At 69.4% G+C, this 20436-nt stretch carries 20 protein-coding genes; 10 read left to right on the top strand and 10 right to left on the bottom strand.

Annotated elements, in window-relative coordinates:
- Positions 1-5: 5 nt before the first annotated feature.
- Positions 6-1628 carry an SDR family oxidoreductase gene (locus tag ACWA14_RS01110; protein WP_463795603.1) on the bottom strand — a complete coding sequence of 541 codons (1623 nt, stop codon included), beginning with the start codon at positions 1626-1628 and terminating at the stop codon, positions 6-8.
- Between the two features lie 128 nt (positions 1629-1756).
- Between ACWA14_RS01110 and ACWA14_RS01115 the strand changes: the two genes are divergently transcribed.
- From ACWA14_RS01115 to ACWA14_RS01130, 4 genes are all read left to right on the top strand, one after another.
- The gene (locus ACWA14_RS01115) at positions 1757-3064 is read left to right on the top strand and encodes an ABC transporter substrate-binding protein (RefSeq protein WP_463795604.1); all 1308 of its coding nucleotides are present in this window, start codon (positions 1757-1759) and stop codon (positions 3062-3064) included.
- Positions 3065-3132: 68 nt separating this feature from the next.
- The gene (locus ACWA14_RS01120) at positions 3133-4005 is read left to right on the top strand and encodes a carbohydrate ABC transporter permease (protein WP_463795605.1); all 873 of its coding nucleotides are present in this window, start codon (positions 3133-3135) and stop codon (positions 4003-4005) included.
- On the top strand, positions 4002-4895 hold the full coding sequence (locus ACWA14_RS01125; RefSeq protein ID WP_463795606.1) for a carbohydrate ABC transporter permease: 894 nt from the start codon (positions 4002-4004) through the stop codon (positions 4893-4895). The genes ACWA14_RS01120 and ACWA14_RS01125 overlap by 4 nt, the downstream gene beginning before the upstream one ends.
- Before the next feature lies 1 nt (position 4896).
- On the top strand, positions 4897-5673 hold the full coding sequence (locus ACWA14_RS01130; RefSeq protein WP_463795607.1) for an alpha/beta fold hydrolase: 777 nt from the start codon (positions 4897-4899) through the stop codon (positions 5671-5673).
- A gap of 38 nt (positions 5674-5711) precedes the next feature.
- On the opposite strand, the gene ACWA14_RS01135 is transcribed toward ACWA14_RS01130, so the two are convergent.
- From ACWA14_RS01135 to hisD (ACWA14_RS01145), 3 genes are read right to left on the bottom strand one after another with little or no spacing between them, the layout of a single operon-like run.
- Positions 5712-6455: an HpcH/HpaI aldolase family protein gene (locus ACWA14_RS01135; protein WP_463795608.1), complete on the bottom strand. Its 744-nt coding sequence runs from the start codon at positions 6453-6455 to the stop codon at positions 5712-5714.
- A gap of 14 nt (positions 6456-6469) precedes the next feature.
- Positions 6470-7228 (bottom strand): SDR family NAD(P)-dependent oxidoreductase, encoded by a 759-nt coding sequence (locus ACWA14_RS01140; RefSeq protein WP_463795609.1) that lies wholly within the window; start codon positions 7226-7228, stop codon positions 6470-6472.
- Positions 7225-8556: a histidinol dehydrogenase gene (gene hisD / locus ACWA14_RS01145; RefSeq protein ID WP_463795610.1), complete on the bottom strand. Its 1332-nt coding sequence runs from the start codon at positions 8554-8556 to the stop codon at positions 7225-7227. Before hisD (ACWA14_RS01145) ends, ACWA14_RS01140 begins: the two co-directional genes overlap by 4 nt.
- Positions 8557-8656: 100 nt before the next feature.
- On the opposite strand from hisD (ACWA14_RS01145), the gene ACWA14_RS01150 reads away from it, so the two are divergent.
- From ACWA14_RS01150 to ACWA14_RS01165, 4 genes are all read left to right on the top strand, one after another.
- Positions 8657-9658, top strand: a complete 1002-nt coding sequence (locus tag ACWA14_RS01150; RefSeq protein WP_463795611.1) for a LacI family DNA-binding transcriptional regulator — start codon at positions 8657-8659, stop codon at positions 9656-9658.
- A gap of 134 nt (positions 9659-9792) precedes the next feature.
- Positions 9793-10773, top strand: coding sequence for a nuclear transport factor 2 family protein (locus ACWA14_RS01155; RefSeq protein WP_463795612.1), 981 nt, complete (start codon positions 9793-9795; stop codon positions 10771-10773).
- Between the two features lie 33 nt (positions 10774-10806).
- Entirely contained in the window at positions 10807-11955 is a 1149-nt protein-coding gene (locus ACWA14_RS01160) for a cupin domain-containing protein (RefSeq protein ID WP_463795613.1), read from the top strand.
- 106 nt (positions 11956-12061) lie between these two features.
- Positions 12062-12871, top strand: coding sequence for a nitrilase-related carbon-nitrogen hydrolase (locus ACWA14_RS01165; RefSeq protein ID WP_463795614.1), 810 nt, complete (start codon positions 12062-12064; stop codon positions 12869-12871).
- A 112-nt stretch (positions 12872-12983) separates the two neighbouring features.
- On the opposite strand, the gene ACWA14_RS01170 is transcribed toward ACWA14_RS01165, so the two are convergent.
- Positions 12984-13910 carry a LysR family transcriptional regulator gene (locus ACWA14_RS01170; protein WP_463795615.1) on the bottom strand — a complete coding sequence of 309 codons (927 nt, stop codon included), beginning with the start codon at positions 13908-13910 and terminating at the stop codon, positions 12984-12986.
- 77 nt (positions 13911-13987) lie between these two features.
- Between ACWA14_RS01170 and hisD (ACWA14_RS01175) the strand changes: the two genes are divergently transcribed.
- Complete coding sequence (hisD, locus tag ACWA14_RS01175) at positions 13988-15304, top strand: histidinol dehydrogenase (RefSeq protein ID WP_463795616.1); 1317 nt, start codon at positions 13988-13990, stop codon at positions 15302-15304.
- Between the two features lie 156 nt (positions 15305-15460).
- Here the strand turns inward: hisD (ACWA14_RS01175) and ACWA14_RS01180 are convergent, their stop codons facing one another.
- From ACWA14_RS01180 to ehuB, 5 genes are all read right to left on the bottom strand, one after another.
- Complete coding sequence (locus ACWA14_RS01180; protein ID WP_463795617.1) at positions 15461-16213, bottom strand: SDR family NAD(P)-dependent oxidoreductase; 753 nt, start codon at positions 16211-16213, stop codon at positions 15461-15463.
- A 177-nt stretch (positions 16214-16390) separates the two neighbouring features.
- The gene (gene ehuA, locus ACWA14_RS01185; protein WP_463795618.1) at positions 16391-17182 is read right to left on the bottom strand and encodes an ectoine/hydroxyectoine ABC transporter ATP-binding protein EhuA; all 792 of its coding nucleotides are present in this window, start codon (positions 17180-17182) and stop codon (positions 16391-16393) included.
- Positions 17166-17822 (bottom strand): ectoine/hydroxyectoine ABC transporter permease subunit EhuD, encoded by a 657-nt coding sequence (gene ehuD, locus ACWA14_RS01190; RefSeq protein ID WP_463795619.1) that lies wholly within the window; start codon positions 17820-17822, stop codon positions 17166-17168. The genes ehuA and ehuD overlap by 17 nt, the downstream gene beginning before the upstream one ends.
- Positions 17819-18538, bottom strand: a complete 720-nt coding sequence (ehuC, locus tag ACWA14_RS01195) for an ectoine/hydroxyectoine ABC transporter permease subunit EhuC (RefSeq protein WP_463795620.1) — start codon at positions 18536-18538, stop codon at positions 17819-17821. The genes ehuD and ehuC overlap by 4 nt, the downstream gene beginning before the upstream one ends.
- 11 nt (positions 18539-18549) lie before the next feature.
- A complete protein-coding gene (gene ehuB, locus ACWA14_RS01200) occupies positions 18550-19440 on the bottom strand; it encodes an ectoine/hydroxyectoine ABC transporter substrate-binding protein EhuB (RefSeq protein WP_463795621.1) in 891 nt (296 codons plus the stop codon).
- Between the two features lie 229 nt (positions 19441-19669).
- On the opposite strand from ehuB, the gene ACWA14_RS01205 reads away from it, so the two are divergent.
- Positions 19670-20425, top strand: coding sequence for a GntR family transcriptional regulator (locus ACWA14_RS01205; protein ID WP_463795622.1), 756 nt, complete (start codon positions 19670-19672; stop codon positions 20423-20425).
- The last annotated feature ends 11 nt before the right edge of the window (positions 20426-20436 follow it).

Raw genomic sequence — 20436 nt, forward strand, 5'->3', positions numbered from 1 at the left:
CCTGATCAGGCGACTTTCTCCTGCTCGTCGGCCTTGTCCGGCATGCCTGCCTCGTCCGGCATGCCTGACTTCTCCTGCCTGCCGGATTCCTCGGCCGTGGCCGTGATGCGGGCGGCCATGCCGGCGAAGATGAACCCGTGGAAGGGCAGGACGCCCAGCCAGTACAGGCGTCCTGCCAGTCCGCGGGGGAAGAACACCGCGCGCTGCTCGTAGCGCGCGCCCGCACCGTCGGCGATCGCGCGCAGCTCGAGCCAGGCCTCGCCGGGCACCTTCATCTCGGCGCGCAGGCGCAGCAGCCCGGCGATCTCCTCGCCGGAACCCGGCTCGGACACCGCCTCCACGCGCCAGAAGTCGATGGCGTCGCCGATGCGGGCCGTGCTGCGGTTGCGTCGTCCGCGGCGCAGTCCGACGCCGCCGACCAGGCGGTCCATGACACCGCGCACGGCCCACAGGAACGACGACGAGTACCACCCGTTCTCTCCGCCGATGCCGATGATCACGCGCCACAGGTCGTCGACGGATGCCGTCGTCTCCAGCGAGCGGGCGTCGGTGAACACCGTCCGACCGGCCCAGTCGGGGTCGCTCGGGAGCGGATCGCTCGGTGCGCCGGTGACCTCGGCGTCCTGCCAGCTGGTCTCGATGGTGTCGGCGTCGAGGCGACCGAGCGCCATGGCGACCGCGCGGCGATACGGTGTGAGGCCCCCGGAGGGACGAGGGATCAGGTCGTCGACCGCGTGATCCTTCACGATGCACTCGTTCTGCAGCGAGGCGACGAGCGGGCGGGCGATCGACCGCGGCACCGGCGTCACGAGGTTCACCCAGTGCGAGGCGAGACCGGGGGTGAGCACGGGGAGGGCGGCGATCGCGCGCTGGGGCAGTCCCGCCTCGACCGCGTAGCCGTTCATCATCTGGCCGTAGCGCAGCACGTCGGGCCCGCCGATGTCGACCGCGCGGTTCACGTCGGCATCGACCCGGGCCGCACCGAGGAGGTAGTGCAGCACGTCGCGCACCGCGATCGGCTGGATGCGGTTGCGCACCCACTTGGGTGCCGGCATGTACGGCAGCACATCGGTCAGGTGGCGGATCATCTCGAACGACGCCGAGCCGGAGCCGATCACGACGCCCGCCTGCAGCACGACCGTCGGGACCCCGGACTGCAGGAAGGTCTCGCCCACCTTCACGCGCGAGCGCAGGTGCGGGGACAGCTTCACGTCGTCGGGGTGGAGCCCGCCGAGGTAGACGATGCGGTGCACCCCGGCCTCCTTCGCGGCCTCGGCCACGGTGGTGGCGGCGCGGTCGTCGGTCTCCTCGAAGCCCTTGCCCGCGGTCATGGAATGGATCAGGTAGTAGACGACGTCGACGTCGCGCATGGCCTCCGCGACGGCCTCCGCATCGTCGGCCGATCCCTCGACGATCTCGCAGTCGGCGCCCCAGGGGAACGAGGCGGCTCGCGCCGCGTCACGCGCCAGCAGACGCACCCGGTATCCGGCATTCTGGAGTCGGGGCGTCAGCCGCCCGCCGATGTATCCGGTCGCTCCGAGCACCAGGGCGCGGGGGGCGCTCCCGTCGGCGCGCGGGACGGCCCGCAGTTCCTCTTCGCGGCCGGTGGGCTGTGTGAGCTCGGTCATGTAGAGAGCGTAGGCCGGGGCGCCGACATTCGGTATCAGCAGTCTTACCCCGTATACGTATTCAGAGCGGAAAGATTCCTAGAACATAGGCTTTCCTAAGTCGACTGCATACGTATACCATCAGCGACATGGGACACACTAAGCATCGGGCACTGCCGGCTCTCGCACTCGTCGCCGTCGGCATGATCGCCCTCACCAGCTGCGGGGCGGGCTCCCGCACCGACAATGAGAACTCGACGACGGTGTCGTGTGACTACACGGCTCCCGAAGGCAAGACGACGGTCAACGTCCTCGCCTACAACTCCTCCGCGATCGACCCGTTCACCGACACGATGGTATCGAGCTGCTCGACCGACGACGTGACGCTGAAGCACGACCCGATCGACTTCGGCGGACAGGTCACCAAGACCACGGCCACGCTCGCCGGCGACACCGGCACCTACGACATCATCGAGACCTACGGATTCGTCATCCCGGGCTTCGGCGAAGAGGAGAAGCTGGTCCCGCTCAACGACCTCTGGGACAAGTACGCCGACGACTACGGTCTGGGCGACATCAGCGAGTCGATGGTCGAGGGCATGTCGTACGACGGCAACATCTACGCGGTGCCGATGCAGGCGCAGATGTTCGTGATGGCGTACCGCACCGACATCTTCGACGACCTCGGCCTCGAGGTCCCGACCACGTTCGACGAGATGATGAGCGCCGCCGACGCGATCAAGAGCGCGGGCCTCATGGACTACCCGATCGCCCTGCCGTGGCTCGCGACCTCCGACGTCACCACGGGCTTCGAGGGGGCGATGAACTCGCTCGGCGCCGACTTCGTCACCGCCGACGGGGAGGTCACGCTCGACGGGCCCGAGGCCAAGCAGGCCGTGGAGGCGATGCTCGCCCTCAAGCCCTACATGGACCCCCAGGTCACCACGTTCGACCAGCCCAAGGTGCAGCAGCAGATGTTCAACGGCACGGCGGCCATGTCGATCATGTTCTCCGGTCGCATGTTCGACCTGACGCTCGAGTCGAACTCGAAGCTGTTCGAGAACTTCGGCTTCGCCGGAGCGCCGAAGGTCTCCGCCGACGCCGAGTACTCCTACAACCGTCTCTCGATCGACGGCTGGTCCATCCCCTTCAACACGAAGCTCGACCACGACATGCTGTTCGTCATGATGGCCTCGGCGGTCAGCGAAGACGCGTCCACGGCATCCGTCCCCGCCGCCTACCCGGCACGCGAGGGCATGGTCACGGACGAGAACTCGCCCTACGGTGCCGCCGCGAACGACTCGATCGCCAGCGCGATGCCGCCGATCGTGTCGCCGATCATCGCCGACATCACCAACGAGATCCGCCCGATCCTGGTCTCGATCCTCAACGGCCAGGTCTCCGTCGACGACGGACTCGCCCAGATGCAGGCCGCAGGCGAGAAGATCGCCGGCTGACACCCGACCGTCCATGACTGTGGCCTGAGCGCGAGTTCAGGCCACAGTCCGTCCCAGGGAGGACGCACATGAAGGCACGTGAATTCTGGTTGCTCTTCGCCCCGAGCCTGCTGGTGATGGCGGCACTCCTCGTGCTTCCACTGGTGCGCACGGTGCAGTGGAGTTTCGAACAGGTCCGCTACGGCACACCCGGCACGTTCGTCGGGCTCGAGAACTTCACCGACGCGCTCACGGATCCGCGCTTCCACAAGGCGGTCCTCTTCACGGTCGCCGTCACCGTGGTCACCACCGCGATCCTGCTGGTGTTCGGCTACATCATCGCGACCGGCATCAACCGGATCACCACCAGCCGCCCGCTCGTGCTCGGCATCATGCTCGTCTCGTACGTGCTGCCGAACCTGGTGGGCGCCGTCGCGTTCTCGTGGCTCTTCGACGACAACTTCGGCGGGGTGGTGAACCGGCTCATCGGATTCTTCGGCGGCTCGCAGGTGCTCTGGTTCACCGACCAGGTGCCCAACGGCATCCTCGTGATCGCCAACACGGTCTGGCACATGCTGCCGTTCGCGATGCTCATCATCCTCGCGGGCCTGCAGGGCGTCCCGAACGAGCTCAAGGAGGCCGCCAAGATCGACGGCGCCAGCGGATTCCAGACCCACATCAACGTCATCATCCCCACCATCCGCGGGGTGCTGGGCTTCGTGACGCTGATCACGATCATGGACGTGCTGCGCATGTTCGACAACCTCATCCCACTGTCGCCCCAGGCGCAGTCCATCGGGAACGAGTCGATCATGCTCTACGTCTACTCCGTGGCGTTCGCCGACGGCGCCGAGAACCTCGGCCTCGGCAGTGCGATCAACGTCCTCACCATCATCCTGATCCTCATCATGTTGATCCCGTTCATCCAAGGCATCTTCAAGGAAGCGAAGGCAGAACGATGAGTCTCACGGCGCTTGACCTCTCCACCAGGGCCATCACCACCAAGGGCGCACCGAAGCGCCGGGGCCGCGGCGTGAACCGCCCGCCCTACATCACCGGGCTGCTGCTCGGCATCCTCTGCGTGGTGATGCTGAGCCCGTTCATCTGGATGACGCTCTCGGTGACCAAGCCCACCGACGTCGCCTTCGCCAACCCGCCGGTGCTGTGGGACTACCAGCCCACGCTGCAGGCCTTCGTGGATCTCTGGCAGACCACCTACTTCGCCGACTACCTCGTGAACACCGTGGTGGTGGCCGTGGTGTCGACCGTGGTGGCGCTCGTGATCGGCATCCCGGCGGCCTACGCGCTGTCGCGATTCCCCAGTTACGTGTCGGCGCTGCTGCTCGTGGTCGCGCTCATCTTCCGCGCACTGCCCCGCTTCGCCGTGGTGCTGCCGATGTACGACATCAGTCGGGCGCTGGGCATCTACGACACCACGTTCGCCCTCGCGATCGCCCTCGTCGCGATCAACCAGCCGTTCACGATCTGGCTGCTGCGCAACTTCTTCGCCGAGATCCCGAAAGAGCTCGACGAGGCCGCGATGATCGACGGCTGCACCCGCATCGGCATGCTGCGCCGCGTCATGATCCCGCTGATGGGCCCCGGCATCCTGACCGCCGGCATCTTCGTGTTCCTGTTCGCGTTCCAGGAGTACCTGACCGCGCTCGTGCTCACCGACACCTCGTCGAAGACCGTCCCGGTGTTCATCGCCACCCAGCTCGGGCAGACCCTGCCGATGCTGCAGCAGGCGGGGGCGGCCTCGATGCTGCTCACGATCCCGGTGTTCGTGATCGCGTTCATCGCGCAGAAGTATCTCGTCGCCGGGCTCAGCGACGGTGCCGTGAAGGGCTGACATGCTGCCGCTCGTGCTGCTCGCCGGCATGAACTGCACGGACGATCTGTGGGCGGACGCGGCGATCGAGGGGGCGGTCCGGCCGGTGCTGGACCGCCCCTCCGTCGCGGGGCAGGTGGAGGCGCTGCGGGCTGCGCTGCCCGAGCGGTTCGTGCTCGTCGGGCACTCGCTCGGGGCGATCGTCGCGATGGCGCTCGCCGCAGTCGCGCCCGAGCGCCTGGGCGGGCTGTGCCTGGTCTCGACCAACGCGAAGGCGCCGACCGACACCCAGCGCGACGGGTGGCGGGAGTGGCTCGCACAGCTCGACGAGGGGGTGGATGCCCGGACGCTGCAGTCCCGCATCCTGCCGGCCCTGCTGGGGACGGATGCCGTGCGCGATCGGCCCGACCTCGTGGAGCGCACCCTCGCGATGGGGACCGATACGGGTGGCACTCGGCTGCGGGCGCAACTGCACCTGCAGCTCAGTCGCGGGGACCTGCTCGCGTCGTTGCCGGGGATCGCGACGCCGACGCTCGTCGTGTCCGGACTGGACGACGCGATCTGCCCGCCGCACTTCCACACCGAGATCGTGCAGCGGATGCCCGACGCGCGACTCGTGACCCTGGATGCCGGTCACCTGCTGCCGCTGGAGCGTGGCGAGGCCTTCGGTGCGTTGCTGCGGTCGTGGCGGGCGGGGCTCGAGGGCGCGGGGGCGGGGGCTGTCTCTGGGACCTCGCGTGGGTTCGGGAGGAGATCTCAGTCTCGGGCGGAGGAATTCGGCGCGAGCATCCGTCCCTGAGGGAGAGGTCCTCCCGAGTGGGGGTGGAGTCCCCGCACCTAGCGGGCCGGGGAGGCGAGGTCGCGCAGGTGACCCAGCAGCGAGGATGCGAGGTTGTACACGACGAGGTCGGCGCCGGCGGCGAAGGATGCCTCGGCCGCCGTGCGGGTGCCGACGATGTCCATCCGCAGGGAGCCGGCCTCCGCCAGGGCGGCATGAACGGCGGCGATCGCCTCGGGAACCGGGGTGTCGTCCGGACCGGAGCTCGCGGCGAGATCTGCGGGACCGACCATGATGCCGTCGAGCCGGGGCGTCGCGACGATCGCGTCGACGTTCGCCACGCCTCGTGGCGACTCGATCATGCCGAGCACGAGCGTGTTCTCGAGCCACCAGTCGCGGTGTGCGGCGGGATCGATCAGGCCGAAGAGCCCGGCGCGACTGTATGTCGCGAAGCCGCGCGAGCCGACCGGCGGATACAGCGTGGCGTCGACGAGCGCGGCGGCGTCGGCGGCCGTGTCGAGGTGCGGGGCCAGGATGCCCTCGGCGCCCTGGTCGAGCACGCGCAGGATCTGCCCACGGTCGCCCTCGCCGACGCGCACGATCACCGGCACGCCGTGCACCGCGGCGACCGCGATGTGCTGCCGCAGCGCGATGATGTCGGCCGGTCCGTGTTCGCAGTCGATCAGCACGAAATCGAAGTCGGCGACGGCGAGCATCTCCACGAGCTCCTCCGACGGCATCCGCAGCAGCGCGCCGAGCAGCTTCTCGCCCGCACGAGCCCGCGCCCGCAGGGACTCCCGCACGCCACCATCCCCCATCACGCCACCATCCCGGCCGAGAGGTCGACGTCGGCCCCGCACATGCCGGGCATCGCGAGCATCGCGAGCACGGCGGCGCCCACCTCGTCCTCGGTCACCATGCGGCCCAGCGCCGCGCGGGAGACGAACGCCTGCTCGGCCTCCTCGGCACGGGTGCCGGAGCGCTCGGCCTCCAGACGGAAGTTCCGCTCCATCCGCGGACCCTGCACCGGGCCGGGCGAGAGCGAGTTCACCCGTACGCCGGCCGGTCCGACCTCGAACGCGAGGGTCGAGGTCAGCCCGATCACGGCCATCTTCGACGCACAGTACGGGGTGCGGTGCGCGAGCGGACGCTTGCCCGACACCGACGCGATGTTGATGATGTCGCCGTCGCCGCGTTCGATCATGCCGGGCAACAGCGCCTTGCAGAGCAGGTAGGTGCCGCGCACGTTCACCGCGAACACCTCGTCCCAGTCCGCGACGGCGATGTCGGTGAGGGCCGCGACGGGCCCGGGGATGCCGGCGTTGTTCACGAGGATCGACACGGGCGTCTCCGACAGCGCCTCGCGCAGGGCGTCGACGGATGCCGCATCCGACACGTCGCACGTCAGCGCTCGGGCGCGCGACCCCAGCGAGGCGACCACGGTCTCCAGCTTGCCGGCGTCGCGCCCGACCACGATCACCTCGGCGCCGGCGGCGTGCAGCGACCGGGCGATGGCCGCCCCGAGTCCGCTGCCGCCGCCGGTGACCACGGCACGGCGACCCGCGAGGTCGGTCATCGCGACTCCGCGCCCGCCGCCGCGTGGCTCTCCTCGATCCACGCGAACTCCGTGCCGGCGTGACGCCAGGCGCGGGCGTCACCCGAGCGGGCGTGTCCTTCGAACAGCTCGACGCGGGCGGCGCGGCCGCACACGGCGCCGAGCTCGGCCGACGATTCGGTGTTCTGCACCTCCTGGTACGTCACGGTGCGCAGATACTTGCCGACCCAGAGGCCGCCCGTGTACCGCGCGGCGCCGAGCGTCGGCAGCACGTGGTTCGTGCCGATGACCTTGTCGCCGTAGGAGACGCAGGTGTTCTCGCCGAGGAACAGCGCCCCGTAGTCGTGCATCTTCGTGAGCGCCTCACGCGGGTTCTCGGTGAAGATCTGCACGTGCTCGAAGGCGAACCCGTCGGCGATGCGGTAAGCCTCGTCGAGATCGTCGGCCACGATCACCTGGCCCCAGTCGCGCCAGGCGGGCTCGGCGTAGTCGCGCGTCGGCATGCCGGGGAGGATCTTCTCGATCCAGTCCATGACCTCCTCGGCGAGGGCCTGTGAGGTCGTCACCAGCACGGCAGGGGAGTCGGGTCCGTGCTCGGCCTGGGACAGCAGGTCGACCGCCGTGAAGAACGGGTCGGCGTGCTCATCGGCGACGATGAGGATCTCGGTGGGGCCGGCGAACAGGTCGATCCCGACCTCGCCGAACAGCTGGCGCTTCGCCTCGGCCACGTAGGCGTTGCCCGGTCCGGCGATCATGTTCACCCGCTCGATGGAGTCGGTGCCCACCGCCATGGCGGCGACGGCCTGCACGCCGCCGAGGAGATAGATCTCGTCGGCGCCCGCCATCTTCATGGCGGCGATGGTCGCAGCGGGGATCTCGCCGCGGATCGGCGGGGTGCACGCGACCACACGGGGGACACCCGCGACCTTCGCGGTGATGATCGTCATGTGCGCGGATGCCGTGAGCGGGTACTTCCCGCCCGGGATGTAGGCCCCGGCGGCCTGCACCGGCACGTGCTTCTGTCCGAGGAAGACGCCCGGGAGCGTCTCGACCTCGATGTCGACGAGCGAGTCGCGCTGCGCCTGGGCGAAGCGGCGCACCTGCGACTGCACGAACTCGATGTCGGTGATGACCTGCGCCGGCAGCGTCGCGATGATCTCGTCGATCTCGTCGTCGGAGAGGCGGTACGAGTCCCTGCTCCAGTCGTCGAACTGCTCGGCGTACCGGCGGACGGCGACGTCGCCGTTCTCGCGGATGTCGCCGATGATCGACCGCACGCGTTCAGCGACATCCAGCTGAGCGGTGTCCGCGAACGTCTTCGTCGGCGCGGTCTTCAGATGCAGGGGCATGGCCCGTCCTTTCGTTGCATACGTATGTGCTTATTATGACCGCGTATGCATTCCGGCGTCAAGAGCGGTAGAATCCGTTGCATCTCAGGGGAGGCATCAGATGGTGGTCACGAGTCGTGATGTGGCCCGCTTGGCGGGCGTCTCCCAACCGACCGTGTCGCGCGCGCTGCGCGACGATTCGCGGGTGTCGCAGGCGACCAAGCTGCGCGTGCGCGAGGCGGCACAACTGCTGGGCTACGTGCCGAGCGAGGCCGGTCGCGCCCTGTCCTCCGGCCGGACGCGCCGCATCGCGCTGCTGCTGACCGATCTCGACAACCAGTTCTACTCGCACATCATCGCGCCCGTGCACCGCGAGCTCGAGGCTCTGGGGTATCAGCTCATGCTGCACACCGAGTCCGCCGACAACGGCACGATCGTGGAGCGCCTGCTCGCGAACGGCCTCGACGGCGTCATCCTCGCCACGACCACGGTCGATTCGGTCGCCCCGCTGCGGCTCAAGGACCGCGGGCTGCCCTTCGTGTACTTCAACCGCACGGGCTCGCTCGTCGACGCGGATGCCACGGTCGTCGATCCGGTGCCCGGCTACCGGGAGGCGGTCCGCCGCGCGGTCGAGCTCGGCCACCGGCACATCGGCGCCGTGCTCGGCCCGAGCAACACCAGCACGGCGCAGAGTCGCGAGGCGGCGCTGCGCGACGCCCTCGCCGAACACGGGCTCGCGCTGAGCGGGAGCGACACCCGACGCGTGCCCTACGGCGCCGCGGAGGGCGAGGCCGCGGCATCCGAGATCCTGGCCGGCGACGACCGCCCGACCCTGCTCTTCTGCGGCAACGACGTGGTGGCCTACGGCGCGCTGAACGCCGCCCGTCGTGCGGGCCTGCGGGTGCCCGAGGACCTCTCGGTCATCGGCTTCGACGACCTGCCGGAGGCCGCGTGGCCGATCATCGATCTGGCCACGGTGGGGTTCGACATCGACGGCATGGCCCGGACGGCCGCCGACCTCATCGTGCGGCGCATCGAGGATCCGGATGCCGCGCGCGAGAACTCCCGGTTCGCGTCGGTGTTCGTGCCGCGGAGCACCCTCACCACCGCGCGCGCGAGCTGACCGGCTCCCGCACGCTGTCCACCGTGTGCGCTGGACCGACTCTTGCGCTGTGTTGTGCATACGCATACACTGACGAGGACGAAGCCTGTGGTCACGGATGAACCGCAGACTCGGATCTCGAAGGAGTGAAAAGCGTGTCTCTCGACCCGGTTGCCTATCTGCCGTACACGGACCCCGACGACTTCATCCGTGAAGTCACCGACCTCATCTGGGTCGACCGGTCGATCCACTACATCCGCGAGAACTACGAGCCCGACTCGATCGTGCACGGGGCTTACGGCACCTCGAGCAACCGCGCCGAGGTCATCGAGGGGACGCTCATGCGCATCTCGGCGACGCCGGACCGCACCGGGCAGGCCGAAGACGTGATCTGGGAGGCCCGCGGCGACGACGCGTTCCTCAGCTCGCACCTCGTGCTCTCCGGGCACCTGCAGACCTCGGCGTTCAGCCGCACGATCGCGAACTGCCTGTACCGCCGCGGCCGCATGGTCGAGGAGTGGGTGGTGCGCGACACGCTCGCCGGCGCTCTCGAGAGCGGGAGCGACCTCGACGAGCTCGCCCGGGCGCAGGCCTTCCGCGGCTACTCCGGCAGCTGGGTCGACGCGGCTCCCGCCGATCCGATCGCGAAGGGCGACTCGGGCGTCCGTCCCGACGACCACCGTTCCGAGGTCGAGACCGTGATCGACATGATCCAGACGGTCTGGAACGACCGCGACCTGCAGAAGGTGGAGAAGTTCTTCCACCGCGACCTCGTGCTGCTCACGGTCGGCAACCGCCTCGTCATCCGCCCCGAGGGGTATCGCCGGGCGCTGCTGCGCTTCCTCGAGTCGTTCCCGGGCGGGCAGTTCGAGATCCGCGACATCCAGACCAACTACGACGTGCGGTACGCGGGGCTCCGCGTGGCCGTCACATGGAAGTTCGTCGGCGACTACAACGGCGTCCCCACCTACGGCCCCCTCACGGGCAAGCCGGTCGACGTGCTCGGCATCTCGCAGTTCACGTTCCACCAGGGCGCACTCGTCAAGGAAGTGCGCCTGTGGGACGACATCGCCCTCCGGGCCCAGATCGCCGGCATGCGCGGCGACGAGCCCGCGGCCTTCAGCAACATCTACTGATCAGTTCCTGATCGACAAGGAGAAGAGAACACCATGAGCGACGTCATCGTCGACAGCGAAGAGATCGGTCGCCGGACCATCCGGCGCACCGACTGGGTGCCGTGCAACTCGGCCTTCATCGACTGCCGCACCCCGGGATCGGACCGCAAGGAGAACTACGCGTTCATCGGCGCGGGTGTCTCGCAGAACGCGAACCAGTACGTGAACCTCGAGGAGAACCACGGGTTCAACACAGGGGCCGCGGGCATGCCGAACGGCATCTCGAACAACCTGCACATGCACTTCACGGCCGAGGTCTTCATCAACCTCGGGGGTGAGTTCCGCCTCCGCTGGGGCGTGGACGGCACGCAGGGCGAGTACATCAGCCATGACGGCGACATCGTGACGATCCCCACCTGGATCTTCCGCGGCTTCACGAACGAGGGACCGGACGAGGGCATCCTCTACACGGTGCTCGGGCGCGACGACAACGGCGGCATCATCTGGGGCCCGTCCGTGCTGCGCGAGGCCGAGTCCTATGGCCTGCACCTCACCGCCGACAACAAGCTGATCGACACCGTCGCGGGTGATGTGCTGCCCGAGGACGTGGCTCTGATCACGCCGATGAAGCAGCACTACATCGACCAGCTCACGGCGTACTCGGTCGAGGACATGCGCTCGCGCGTCATCCAGCCGGGCGACCGTCGGTACTCGGCGGCGGCGCTGCTGTGCGCGGCCGTCGACGGCGGGCACGTCGAGCTCGCCACCGCGATCGGCTACGGCATGTCGGAAGACCGCCGCCAGGTGCCCAACGTGCACGAGCCCCACTCCTTCAACCTCGCGTGGGTGAAGGCCGAGGCCGGGCAGGGCGTGCTGCGCCACCGTCATGACAAGACGCAGGCGCTGCTCTTCAAGACCGGACGCTGGGAGGTCACGCTGAACGACGACTCGTCGACGACCGTGAACCTCGGCCCCGGCGACGCGTTCTCGGTGCCCGAGGGGGCCTGGCGCTCCTACCGCTGCGTCGAGGGCGACGAGACCGGCACCGGTACGGTGCTCGTGATCAACGGCGGCGACGACCGGGTCTACCTCGAGTGGGCTCCGGAGGTCGTCGAGGCCGCGGCCGCCGCGGACTGGACGATCGACCCGAACGGGTACCTCGCGCCGCTCGGCGTGATGGTCACCGCCACGGAAGACGACTGAGACCGGGCGGATGCCGAGGGGCGGGGGCCCCTCGGCATCCGCCTCTCGCATCCGTTCCCCGGGGGCGTCGGGAGGGGCTGCGGGAGAACACAGGAGGAGGGCCGACATGACGGCAGGGAATGACGAGCTGCGCGTGGCCGCGGTGTCGCCGGAGATCGTGTTCGGCGACGTGGACGGCAACCTCGACCGCATCCGTGCCGCGATCGTCGCCGCGGGGCACCGGGGGGCCCGGCTGATCGTGCTGCCGGAGCTCTCCACCAGCGGCTACGTGTTCGCGGATCGTGCCGAAGCCGAGGGGCTGGCGCTGACGGCGGACGACGCCCGCTGGGCCGCCGTGCACGCGATCATCCCCGACGGCGCCGTGGTGGTCGTGGGCTACGCCGAACGCGACGGGGAGCAGCTGTACAACTCCGCCGCCGTGCTCACCGGGACGACGCGCCTGGCGGACTACCGCAAGTCGCACCTGTGGGGAGCGGAGACCCTCGTGTTCGACCGGGGCGACGATGCGGGCCTCGTGGTCGACGCGCCCTTCGGACGCCTCGGGGTGGCCCTCTGCTACGACATCGAGTTCCCCGAAGTGCCGCGCCGGCTCGCGCTGGCCGGCGCCGACGTGCTCGCGGTGCCCGTGAACTGGCCCCTGGTGCCGCGGCCCGAGGGCGAACACGCTCCGGAGCTGATCCAGGCCATGGCGGCGGCGCGCTCGTCGCGGGTGCCGGTCGTGATCGCCGACCGCTGGGGGGCGGAGCGCGGCGTGGACTGGACCGACGGCAGCGCGATCATCGACGAGCAGGGCTGGATCGTGGCGTTCCGCGCCGTGATGGGCGCCGGCGCCGTGCTGTCGCTGACGGCCGTGCGCGAGAAGTCGCTCCCGCCGCACAACCACCTGTTCGCGGATCGCCGGGGCGAGCTGTACTGACGCGTCGTGGTTCGGGGCGGCGCGGGTTCGGGAGGAGAACTCGGCTTCGGGCGGAGCATCCGCGTCCGAGGCCCCTCCCGAGGGCGTGAACTCCTCCCGAACGGGAAAGCCCTCACCCGAGCGGCGTGCGCCCCTCGTGCTCGGGCAGGCGTTCGCGCAGCATCCGCTCCGCCAGGTCGGCGAGACGCTGCGTCGCCGGAGACAGCAGCATCCCTTCGCGCTGCACCAGGGCGATCGTGTCGTGCATCGGTTCGGCGAACGGGAACGTGCGGATGCCGGCGGGGAAGCCCTCGGACTCGGCGATCGAGCGCGACACGATCGTGTCGGCGGTGCCGGCGGCGACCAGGCTGAGCGCCGTCTCGACGTGCTCGACCTCGATCGCGGGTTCCAGCGTCAGCCCGCGCAGGCGTGCCCGCTCAAGCAGCTGCCGCCGGGTCGGGTCGTCCCAGCCGGCGAAGGCGTCGTAGAGCACGAGCTTCGCGTCCACGACCTCGTCGATCGTGAGCGGGCCGGCATCCACCCGCCGTGTGGCCGAGGCGTAGAGCACCTCGTCGCGGAACAGGGGGCGCACCTCGAGGCCGTCCTCGTCCACCGGCAGCACGAGGAGCCCGGCCTCCAGCTCGCCGCGCGCGATCGAGCGGGCGACATGCGCGGAGTTGATGCCGACGAGCCGGAGTCGCACGTTCGGATGCCGGTGGTGGAAGGTCTCCGCCAGGTCGGCGAGGGCGTAATAGGCCGCATTGCGCAGCACACCGAAGGTGCAGGTGCCACGGTCGAGCGAGGTCAGCGCCTGGATCGTGTCGATGCCGTTCTGGACCGCGCTCACGGCCTGCATCGCGTGCGGGCGCAGCTCGAGCGCCGCCGCCGTGGGGACGAGCCGGCGGCTGCCCCGGGTGAACAGCGTGACGCCGAGTTCGCGTTCGAGACGGGCGACGAGTTCGGAGACCGAGGCCTGGGTCATCGCGAGGTGCGCGGCCGCGGCGGTGAAGGAGCCGTGCTCGAGAGCCGCCAGGAAGGCGGCTAGCTGGGTGAGGGTCACGAACCAATGGTAAACCCGATGCTTGCCCTCGCATCATCTGGGTTGCCGGATGGATGCGGCCGCTCTAGCCTTCCAGCATGCGTTACTCCTCACCTGTGCTCACCCGCCTCGACGGCGCCTTCCACCACCTCAAGACCCCGCTGATCGACGCGCCCGCCGCGCAGCGCGACCCGGCCGTGATCGAGACCGTGACCCGGATGCTCGCCGACATCCGCGAGCGCGGGATGGATGCCGTGCTCGACTACGCGCGCACGCTCGACGACTATCAGGGCACCGACATCGAGCTCACCGCCGAGCAGATCGCGACCAGCGGCGACCGCCTGGCCCCCGACCTGCGCGCCGCCATCGAGCTGGGCGCCGCGCGCACGCAGGCGTTCGCGAAGGAATCCCGCGCGCACCTCACCGACTTCGAGACCGAACTCGTCCCCGGCATCGTGACGGGCGCCAAGTACATCCCCGTCTCCCGCGTCGGCGCGTACCTCCCTGCCGGACGCTTCCCGCTCACCGCGAGCGCGTTCATGACGGTCGGCGTCGCCAAGGCCGCCGGGGTGCCGACGGTGATCGCGTGCACCCCGCCGCAGCCCGACGGCCGTGCGAACGACGCGGTCGTGTATGCCGCGCACCTCTCCGGCGTCGACCGTGTGTTCGTGATCGGCGGCGTGCAGGCGCTCGCCGCCATGGCGTACGGCCTGCTGGGCGAGCTGCCGGTCGACATGCTCGTCGGCGCGGGCAACGCCTTCGTCGCCGAGGCCAAGCGTCAGCTGTTCGGCACGGTCGCGATCGATCTGCTCGCCGGACCGAGCGAGGTCGCGGTGATCTCCGACGAGACCGCCGACCCCGAGATCGTCGCCGCCGACCTGCTCGGTCAGGCCGAGCACGGTCCGAACTCGCCCGCCGCCCTGGTCACGACGTCGGAGGAGCACGGCCGCGCCGTCATCGCCGCCGTGGAGCGTCAGCTCGAGACCCTCGCCACGGCCGACATCTGCGGTCCGGCCTGGCGCGACTACGGCGTGGTCACGGTGGCGAAGGATCGCGAGACCGCTGCGGCGCTCATGGACGATCTGGCCCCCGAGCACCTCGAGCTGCTCACGGCCGACGACGACTGGTACCACGAGCACCTGCGCAACTACGGCTCGCTCTTCCTCGGTCCGTGGAGCACGGTCGCCTACTCCGACAAGGGCATGGCGGGCACGAATCACGTGCTGCCGACCGCCGGGGGCGCCAAGCACAGCGCCGGGTTGTCGGTCTCGCGTTTCCTCAAGCCGCTGACGTATCAGCGCATCGCGCGGGCCGCGACCCCGGAGCTCGCGCACGCCGTGCAGGTCATCTCCGACTCGGAGGGCATGGCCGCGCACAGCGCCACCGCGACGATGAGGCTCGCCACGTTCGAGTAGTCGGACGGGGTGGGACAGCTTCCGGCATCCGTCCACTCCTCTTGCCGACCGGCCCCTCTGTGCGCGAGCGGCCCCCTTGAGTACGCACTCAAGGGGGCCGCTCGCACGTAAGGGGGCCGGTCGGCGCAAAGGGTGGCCGGTCGCGACCCGCAGGGATCAGAGCGCGGTGTAGCCGCCGTCGACCAGGTGGTAGCTGCCGGTCACGAAGCTCGCGGCGTCGCTGGCGAGGAACGCGATGAGGTTCGCGACCTCGTCGGCCTGACCGAGGCGTCCGATCGGGTGCTTGCTCACGAGGAACTCGCGGGCGGCGGCATCCATGCTCGCCAGCAGAGGCGTGTCGATGAAGCCGGGTCCCACCGAGTTCACGCGCACGCCCTGCGCGGAGTACTCCAGCGCCGCGGACTTCGTCATGCCCACGACGCCGTGCTTGGCCGTGACGTAGGCGGGGGAGTTGGCGAAGCCGACGCTGCCGAGGATCGACGCGATGTTCACGACCGAACCGCCGCCGTTCGCGAGGATCGAGGGGATCTGCGCCTTCATGTTGCGGAACACGGCGTTGAGGTTGATCGCGATGACCTTGTCCCAGGCCTCGTCGTCGTACTCGGCGGTGGGGGCGGATGCTCCGCCGATGCCGGCGTTGTTGACGCCGATCCGCAGCGGGGCGAGCGTGTTGGCGAGTTCCACGGAAGAGGCGATCCAGTCGCGGTCGGTGGCATCGCCGACGGATGCCTCGGCGATCCCCCCGGCGGCGCGGATCTCCTCGACGACCGCGTGCGCGTGCTCCGCGTTCAGGTCGTTGACCACGACCGAGGCGCCGTTCTTCGCGAGGAGGAGAGCGGTCGAGCGTCCGATTCCGCTGCCTGCTCCCGTCACGATCGCCGAGCGGTTCGAGACGTCGTACTGAGCCACGGGTGACTCCACTTCCGGGCGGGCGCGGTGCCGGGAGATCTTCTCGGACGGTCCGTCCTTCACTCCACCCTACGCGCGATTCCGGGGTATGGATTCACGTGGATGGATCTCCCCCGGCCTCCGCGGGCGGCGATGACCGCTGCCCGCCGAGGCCGGATCGGGCGGGAAGCGGAGCCGTCAGTCCCCCAGGACCGCCGCGAGGAAGTCGCGCGTGCGCTGCTCGCGCGGCGCCGAGAACATGGTCTCGGGGTCGGCCTCCTCGACGATGCTCCCCCGGTCGAACATGAGCACGCGGTTCGAGACGTCGCGCGCGAACTGCATCTCGTGCGTGACGATGAGCATCGTGATGTCGGTCGTCTCGGCGATGTCGCGCAGCACGCCGAGCACCTCTCCCACGATCTCCGGGTCGAGTGCGCTGGTGACCTCGTCGAGCAGCAGGATCTCGGGATCCATGGCCAGCGCCCGGGCGATCGCCACTCGCTGCTGCTGGCCGCCGGAGAGCTGCAGCGGATGCGCATCCGCCTTGTCCGACAGCCCCACCTTCTCCAGCAGATCGGTCGCCTTCGCGGTCGCGGCCGCCTTCGACATCCCGAGCACGTGCACCGGAGCCTCGATGAGGTTCTCCATCACGGTCATGTTCGGGAACAGGTTGAACTGCTGGAAGACCATGCCGATGCGCTTGCGCACCTCGTTCCGGTGCTTCTCGCGCATCGGGACGCGCTTCCCCCCGCGCTCGACGTGGGTGAGCGGTTCGCCGTCGACGAAGATGTACCCGCCGTCGGCCTCCTCGAGGGTCATCACCAGGCGGAGGATCGTCGTCTTCCCCGAGCCGCTGGGGCCGATCAGCGTGACGCGGTCGCCGCGCTGCACCTCGAAGGCGAGGTCGTCGAGCACGACGTGATCGCCGTATCGCTTCTGCACCTTGTCGAATCGGATGGCGGGGCGGGTGGTCTCAGGAGGCGTAGGCAAGACGCTTCTCCAATCTGCGGACGAGGACGGATGCCGGGTAACTGGCGAGGAAGAAGATCACTCCGGCGAGAGTGATGGGTTCGAGGTAGCGGAAGCTGTTGCCGCCGAACTCGAGGGCGTTGCTGACCATGTCGGCCACCGTGATCGCGATGAGGAACGGGGTGTCCTTCAGCATCGAGATCACGTAGTTGCCGAGCGAGGGGACCGTGGCGCGGATCGCCTGGGGCAGGACGACCGCGGTCCAGGTGCGGCGGGGCGACATGCTCAGAGCGGTCGTCGCCTCCCACTGGCCGCGCGGCACCGCCTCGATCCCCGCGCGGTACACCTCCGCCATGTAGGTGGCGTAGTGGATGCCGAAGACGCCGATGCCGATGATCAGCGGGTCGATCGTGACGAGGGCGAAGTACGCGAAGAGGAGCTGGACGACGATCGGCGTCATCCGGATGAAGTTGACCACGAAGCCCACGACCGCCGCGATCGGCCGCGGGGCGGACCGTCGCACGACCGCGATGACCAGCCCCAGCACGGCGGCGATCGCGCTGCCCACCAGGGTCACGACGAGGGTGACGGTGAAGAAGCCCTCGAGAAGCGGGGGGAGCGCCGCCCAGGCGGTGTCCCAGTTCCAGACAGGACCGTTCATGCGGCGGTCTCCCCTCGGGTGACGGGCGAGCGGAAGCGCAGCGTGTCGGCGAGCGATTCGCCTCGACCCAGCTTGTGCTTCGCGCGCACTTCGAGGGCGTTCATCGCCAGCGTCAGCACGGAGGCGATCACGAAGTAGAGCGTGAGTCCGACGATGCCGTAGAAGAAGGTGTCGGTGTCGATCCGCAGGCGGTCGAGCGCCACGGTCAGGTCGGCGAGGGTGATGAATCCGACGATCGCGGTCCCCTTCAGCAGCTGGATCAGCAGATTCGTGAGCGAGGGGATCATGAGCGCCCAGGCCTGCGGGAAGATGATGCGGCGCATCCGGTGCATCCGCGTCATGCTGAGCGCGGTCGCCGCCTCCCACTGCCCCGTCGGCACGGATCCGATGGATCCGCGGATGACCTCGGCCCCGTAGGCGCCGTAGTTCAGCCCCAGGCCGAGGATGCCGCAGGCGATCGGTGAGATCTCGACGCCGAGCTGCGGCAGCACGAAGAACAGGAAGAACAGCTGCACGACGAGGGAGGTGCCGCGGAAGAACTCGATCACGACGCGCGCGACGCCGCGCACGATCATACTGTCGGCACGCGCCGCGAGTCCGAGGACCACGGCGACGAGGAGGGCCAGGAGGGCTCCGCCCACGGTCAGCAGCAGCGTGATGAGCACGCCGTCGCCGATCGCGGGCAGAGCCGCCCAGAGCGCGGACAGATCGTCCATTCGGGCGGGCCTCAGCTGAGGTCGCCCGCGCACAGCTGCGCGGTCGTGAGGTCGGCGGGCGGCAGGTTCTCCGCCGTGAAGCCGTACTCGCCGACGAGGTCGAGATAGCTCTGCTCCTCGCTCGTGATCGTGGCCAGCTCGTCGTTGTATGCCTCGAGCAGGGCGGTGTCGCCCTTGCGGAAGACGGTGGAGCCGGCGCCGATCTGCGGCACGCCGTCGATCTCCTGCACGAACGCGTCGGTCGTCTCGACACCGGCATCCGGGTTGTTGTCGGCCATCCAGTTGAGCGAGATCGCCGTCATGGCGAACGCGTCGGCCCGGCCGTTGGCGACGAGGTCCATGCCGGACTGGGCGTTGTCGACCGAGACCGTGTCGGAGATGCCGAGCTTCTCGGCGTACCCGCTCTCGATGCCGCCGCCGAGGACGGCGAGCCGCACGTCTCCGGCGTCGACGACGGAGTCGAGGTCTGTCAGGCCGGCGGGGTTGCCCTCGGGCACCATCAGCGCCGTGGTGTACATGATCTCCGGATCGCTGAAGGCCGCCTCCTCGCAGCGCTCGGGCAGGATCGACATGCCGGCGCTGATCGCGTCGAAGCGTCCGGCCTTGAGCCCGGGGATGAGGGAGTTCCAGTCGACCTCCACGACCTCGACCTCGTCGATGCCCATTCCCGCGAAGATCTCCTCGTGCATGGCGATGGTCGCGCCGGTGGGCTCACCGCCCTCGACCCAGGAGTAGGGGCGCTCGTCGGCGATCGCGACGGTGATGGTGCCGGCCTCCTGCAGCTGTTCGAGGGTGGATCCGCCCTCGGAGGCGGAGTCGGACGAGCAGGCGACCAGGCCCACGGTCAGGGCCGTGGCGGTCAGTGCCGCGCCGGTGCGCACGAGAGTGCGGGTGGAGGTCATGGGTTCCTCTTTCGGTGTCGAGCGACCTCGCCGGATCGGGCCGGCGGGGTCTCGCTTCGGGTTCGGACCGTCGGCTACGTTATGACGGATTCCCCGATTGTGCACATTCAGATTGTCGGATTGTCTACATCTATACAAAGTCGTTACTGTGGGGTCGCACCCCGGATCGTGAGCACCACGAGTCGGAGGCAGAATGGACTTCATCGTCGACCGATCCTCAGGAGCGTCCATGCCGCACTCGTCCGCCCCGTCCGGGCTGCCCGGCTCGGTCCTCCGTGTGGCGCGTCCGTCCACGGTCGACCTGATCGTCTCCGAGCTGCGCTCCGCGATCTTCTCCGGCGCGCTCTCGGTGGGAAGTCCCCTCGGCGAGGTCGACATCGCGGCACAGCTCGGCGTCAGCCGCGGACCCTTACGGGAAGCCGCCCAGCGACTCGTGCAGGAGGGCGTGCTGACGGCCCTTCCCGGCCGGGGGCTGCGGGTGAGCGTCATCCCGGTCGAGGGCATCGACGACCTGTACACCGCACGCCGCGCGGTCGAACGGGAGGCGGTGCGGGCGATCATCCGCACCGGCACGTCCTCGGTGGTCGGAACCCTCGAGACGGCGCTCGCCGACCTGGAGCGCGCGAGCGGGCAGGCCGATGCGCGGGCGATCGGCGATGCCGACATCGTGTTCCATCAGTCCCTCGTCGACGCCGCGGGGAGCCCGCGCCTCTCCCGCGCGATGGTGTCGCTGGCGCTCGAGACGCGGATCGCGAGCTTCAGCGCGCCCGAGGGCTACACCGTGCCCGCCTCGGTGTCGCCCACCTACGCGGCGCTGATCGCGGCCCTCGCGCGCGGCGATCTCGACGCGGCCCTGCGCGCGCTCGACGAGCAGTTCGATGATGCGGTCGCGCGGCTCACGGGGCGGCGCGAGATCGAGACCGTGGAGACCGGCGCGGTGCAGACGCCTCCGGCGCTCACCCGGATCGACGTCGTCGAGGGCTGAGTCGGGCCGAA

This window comes from Microbacterium sp. TW_SC_2, from assembly GCF_055361165.1.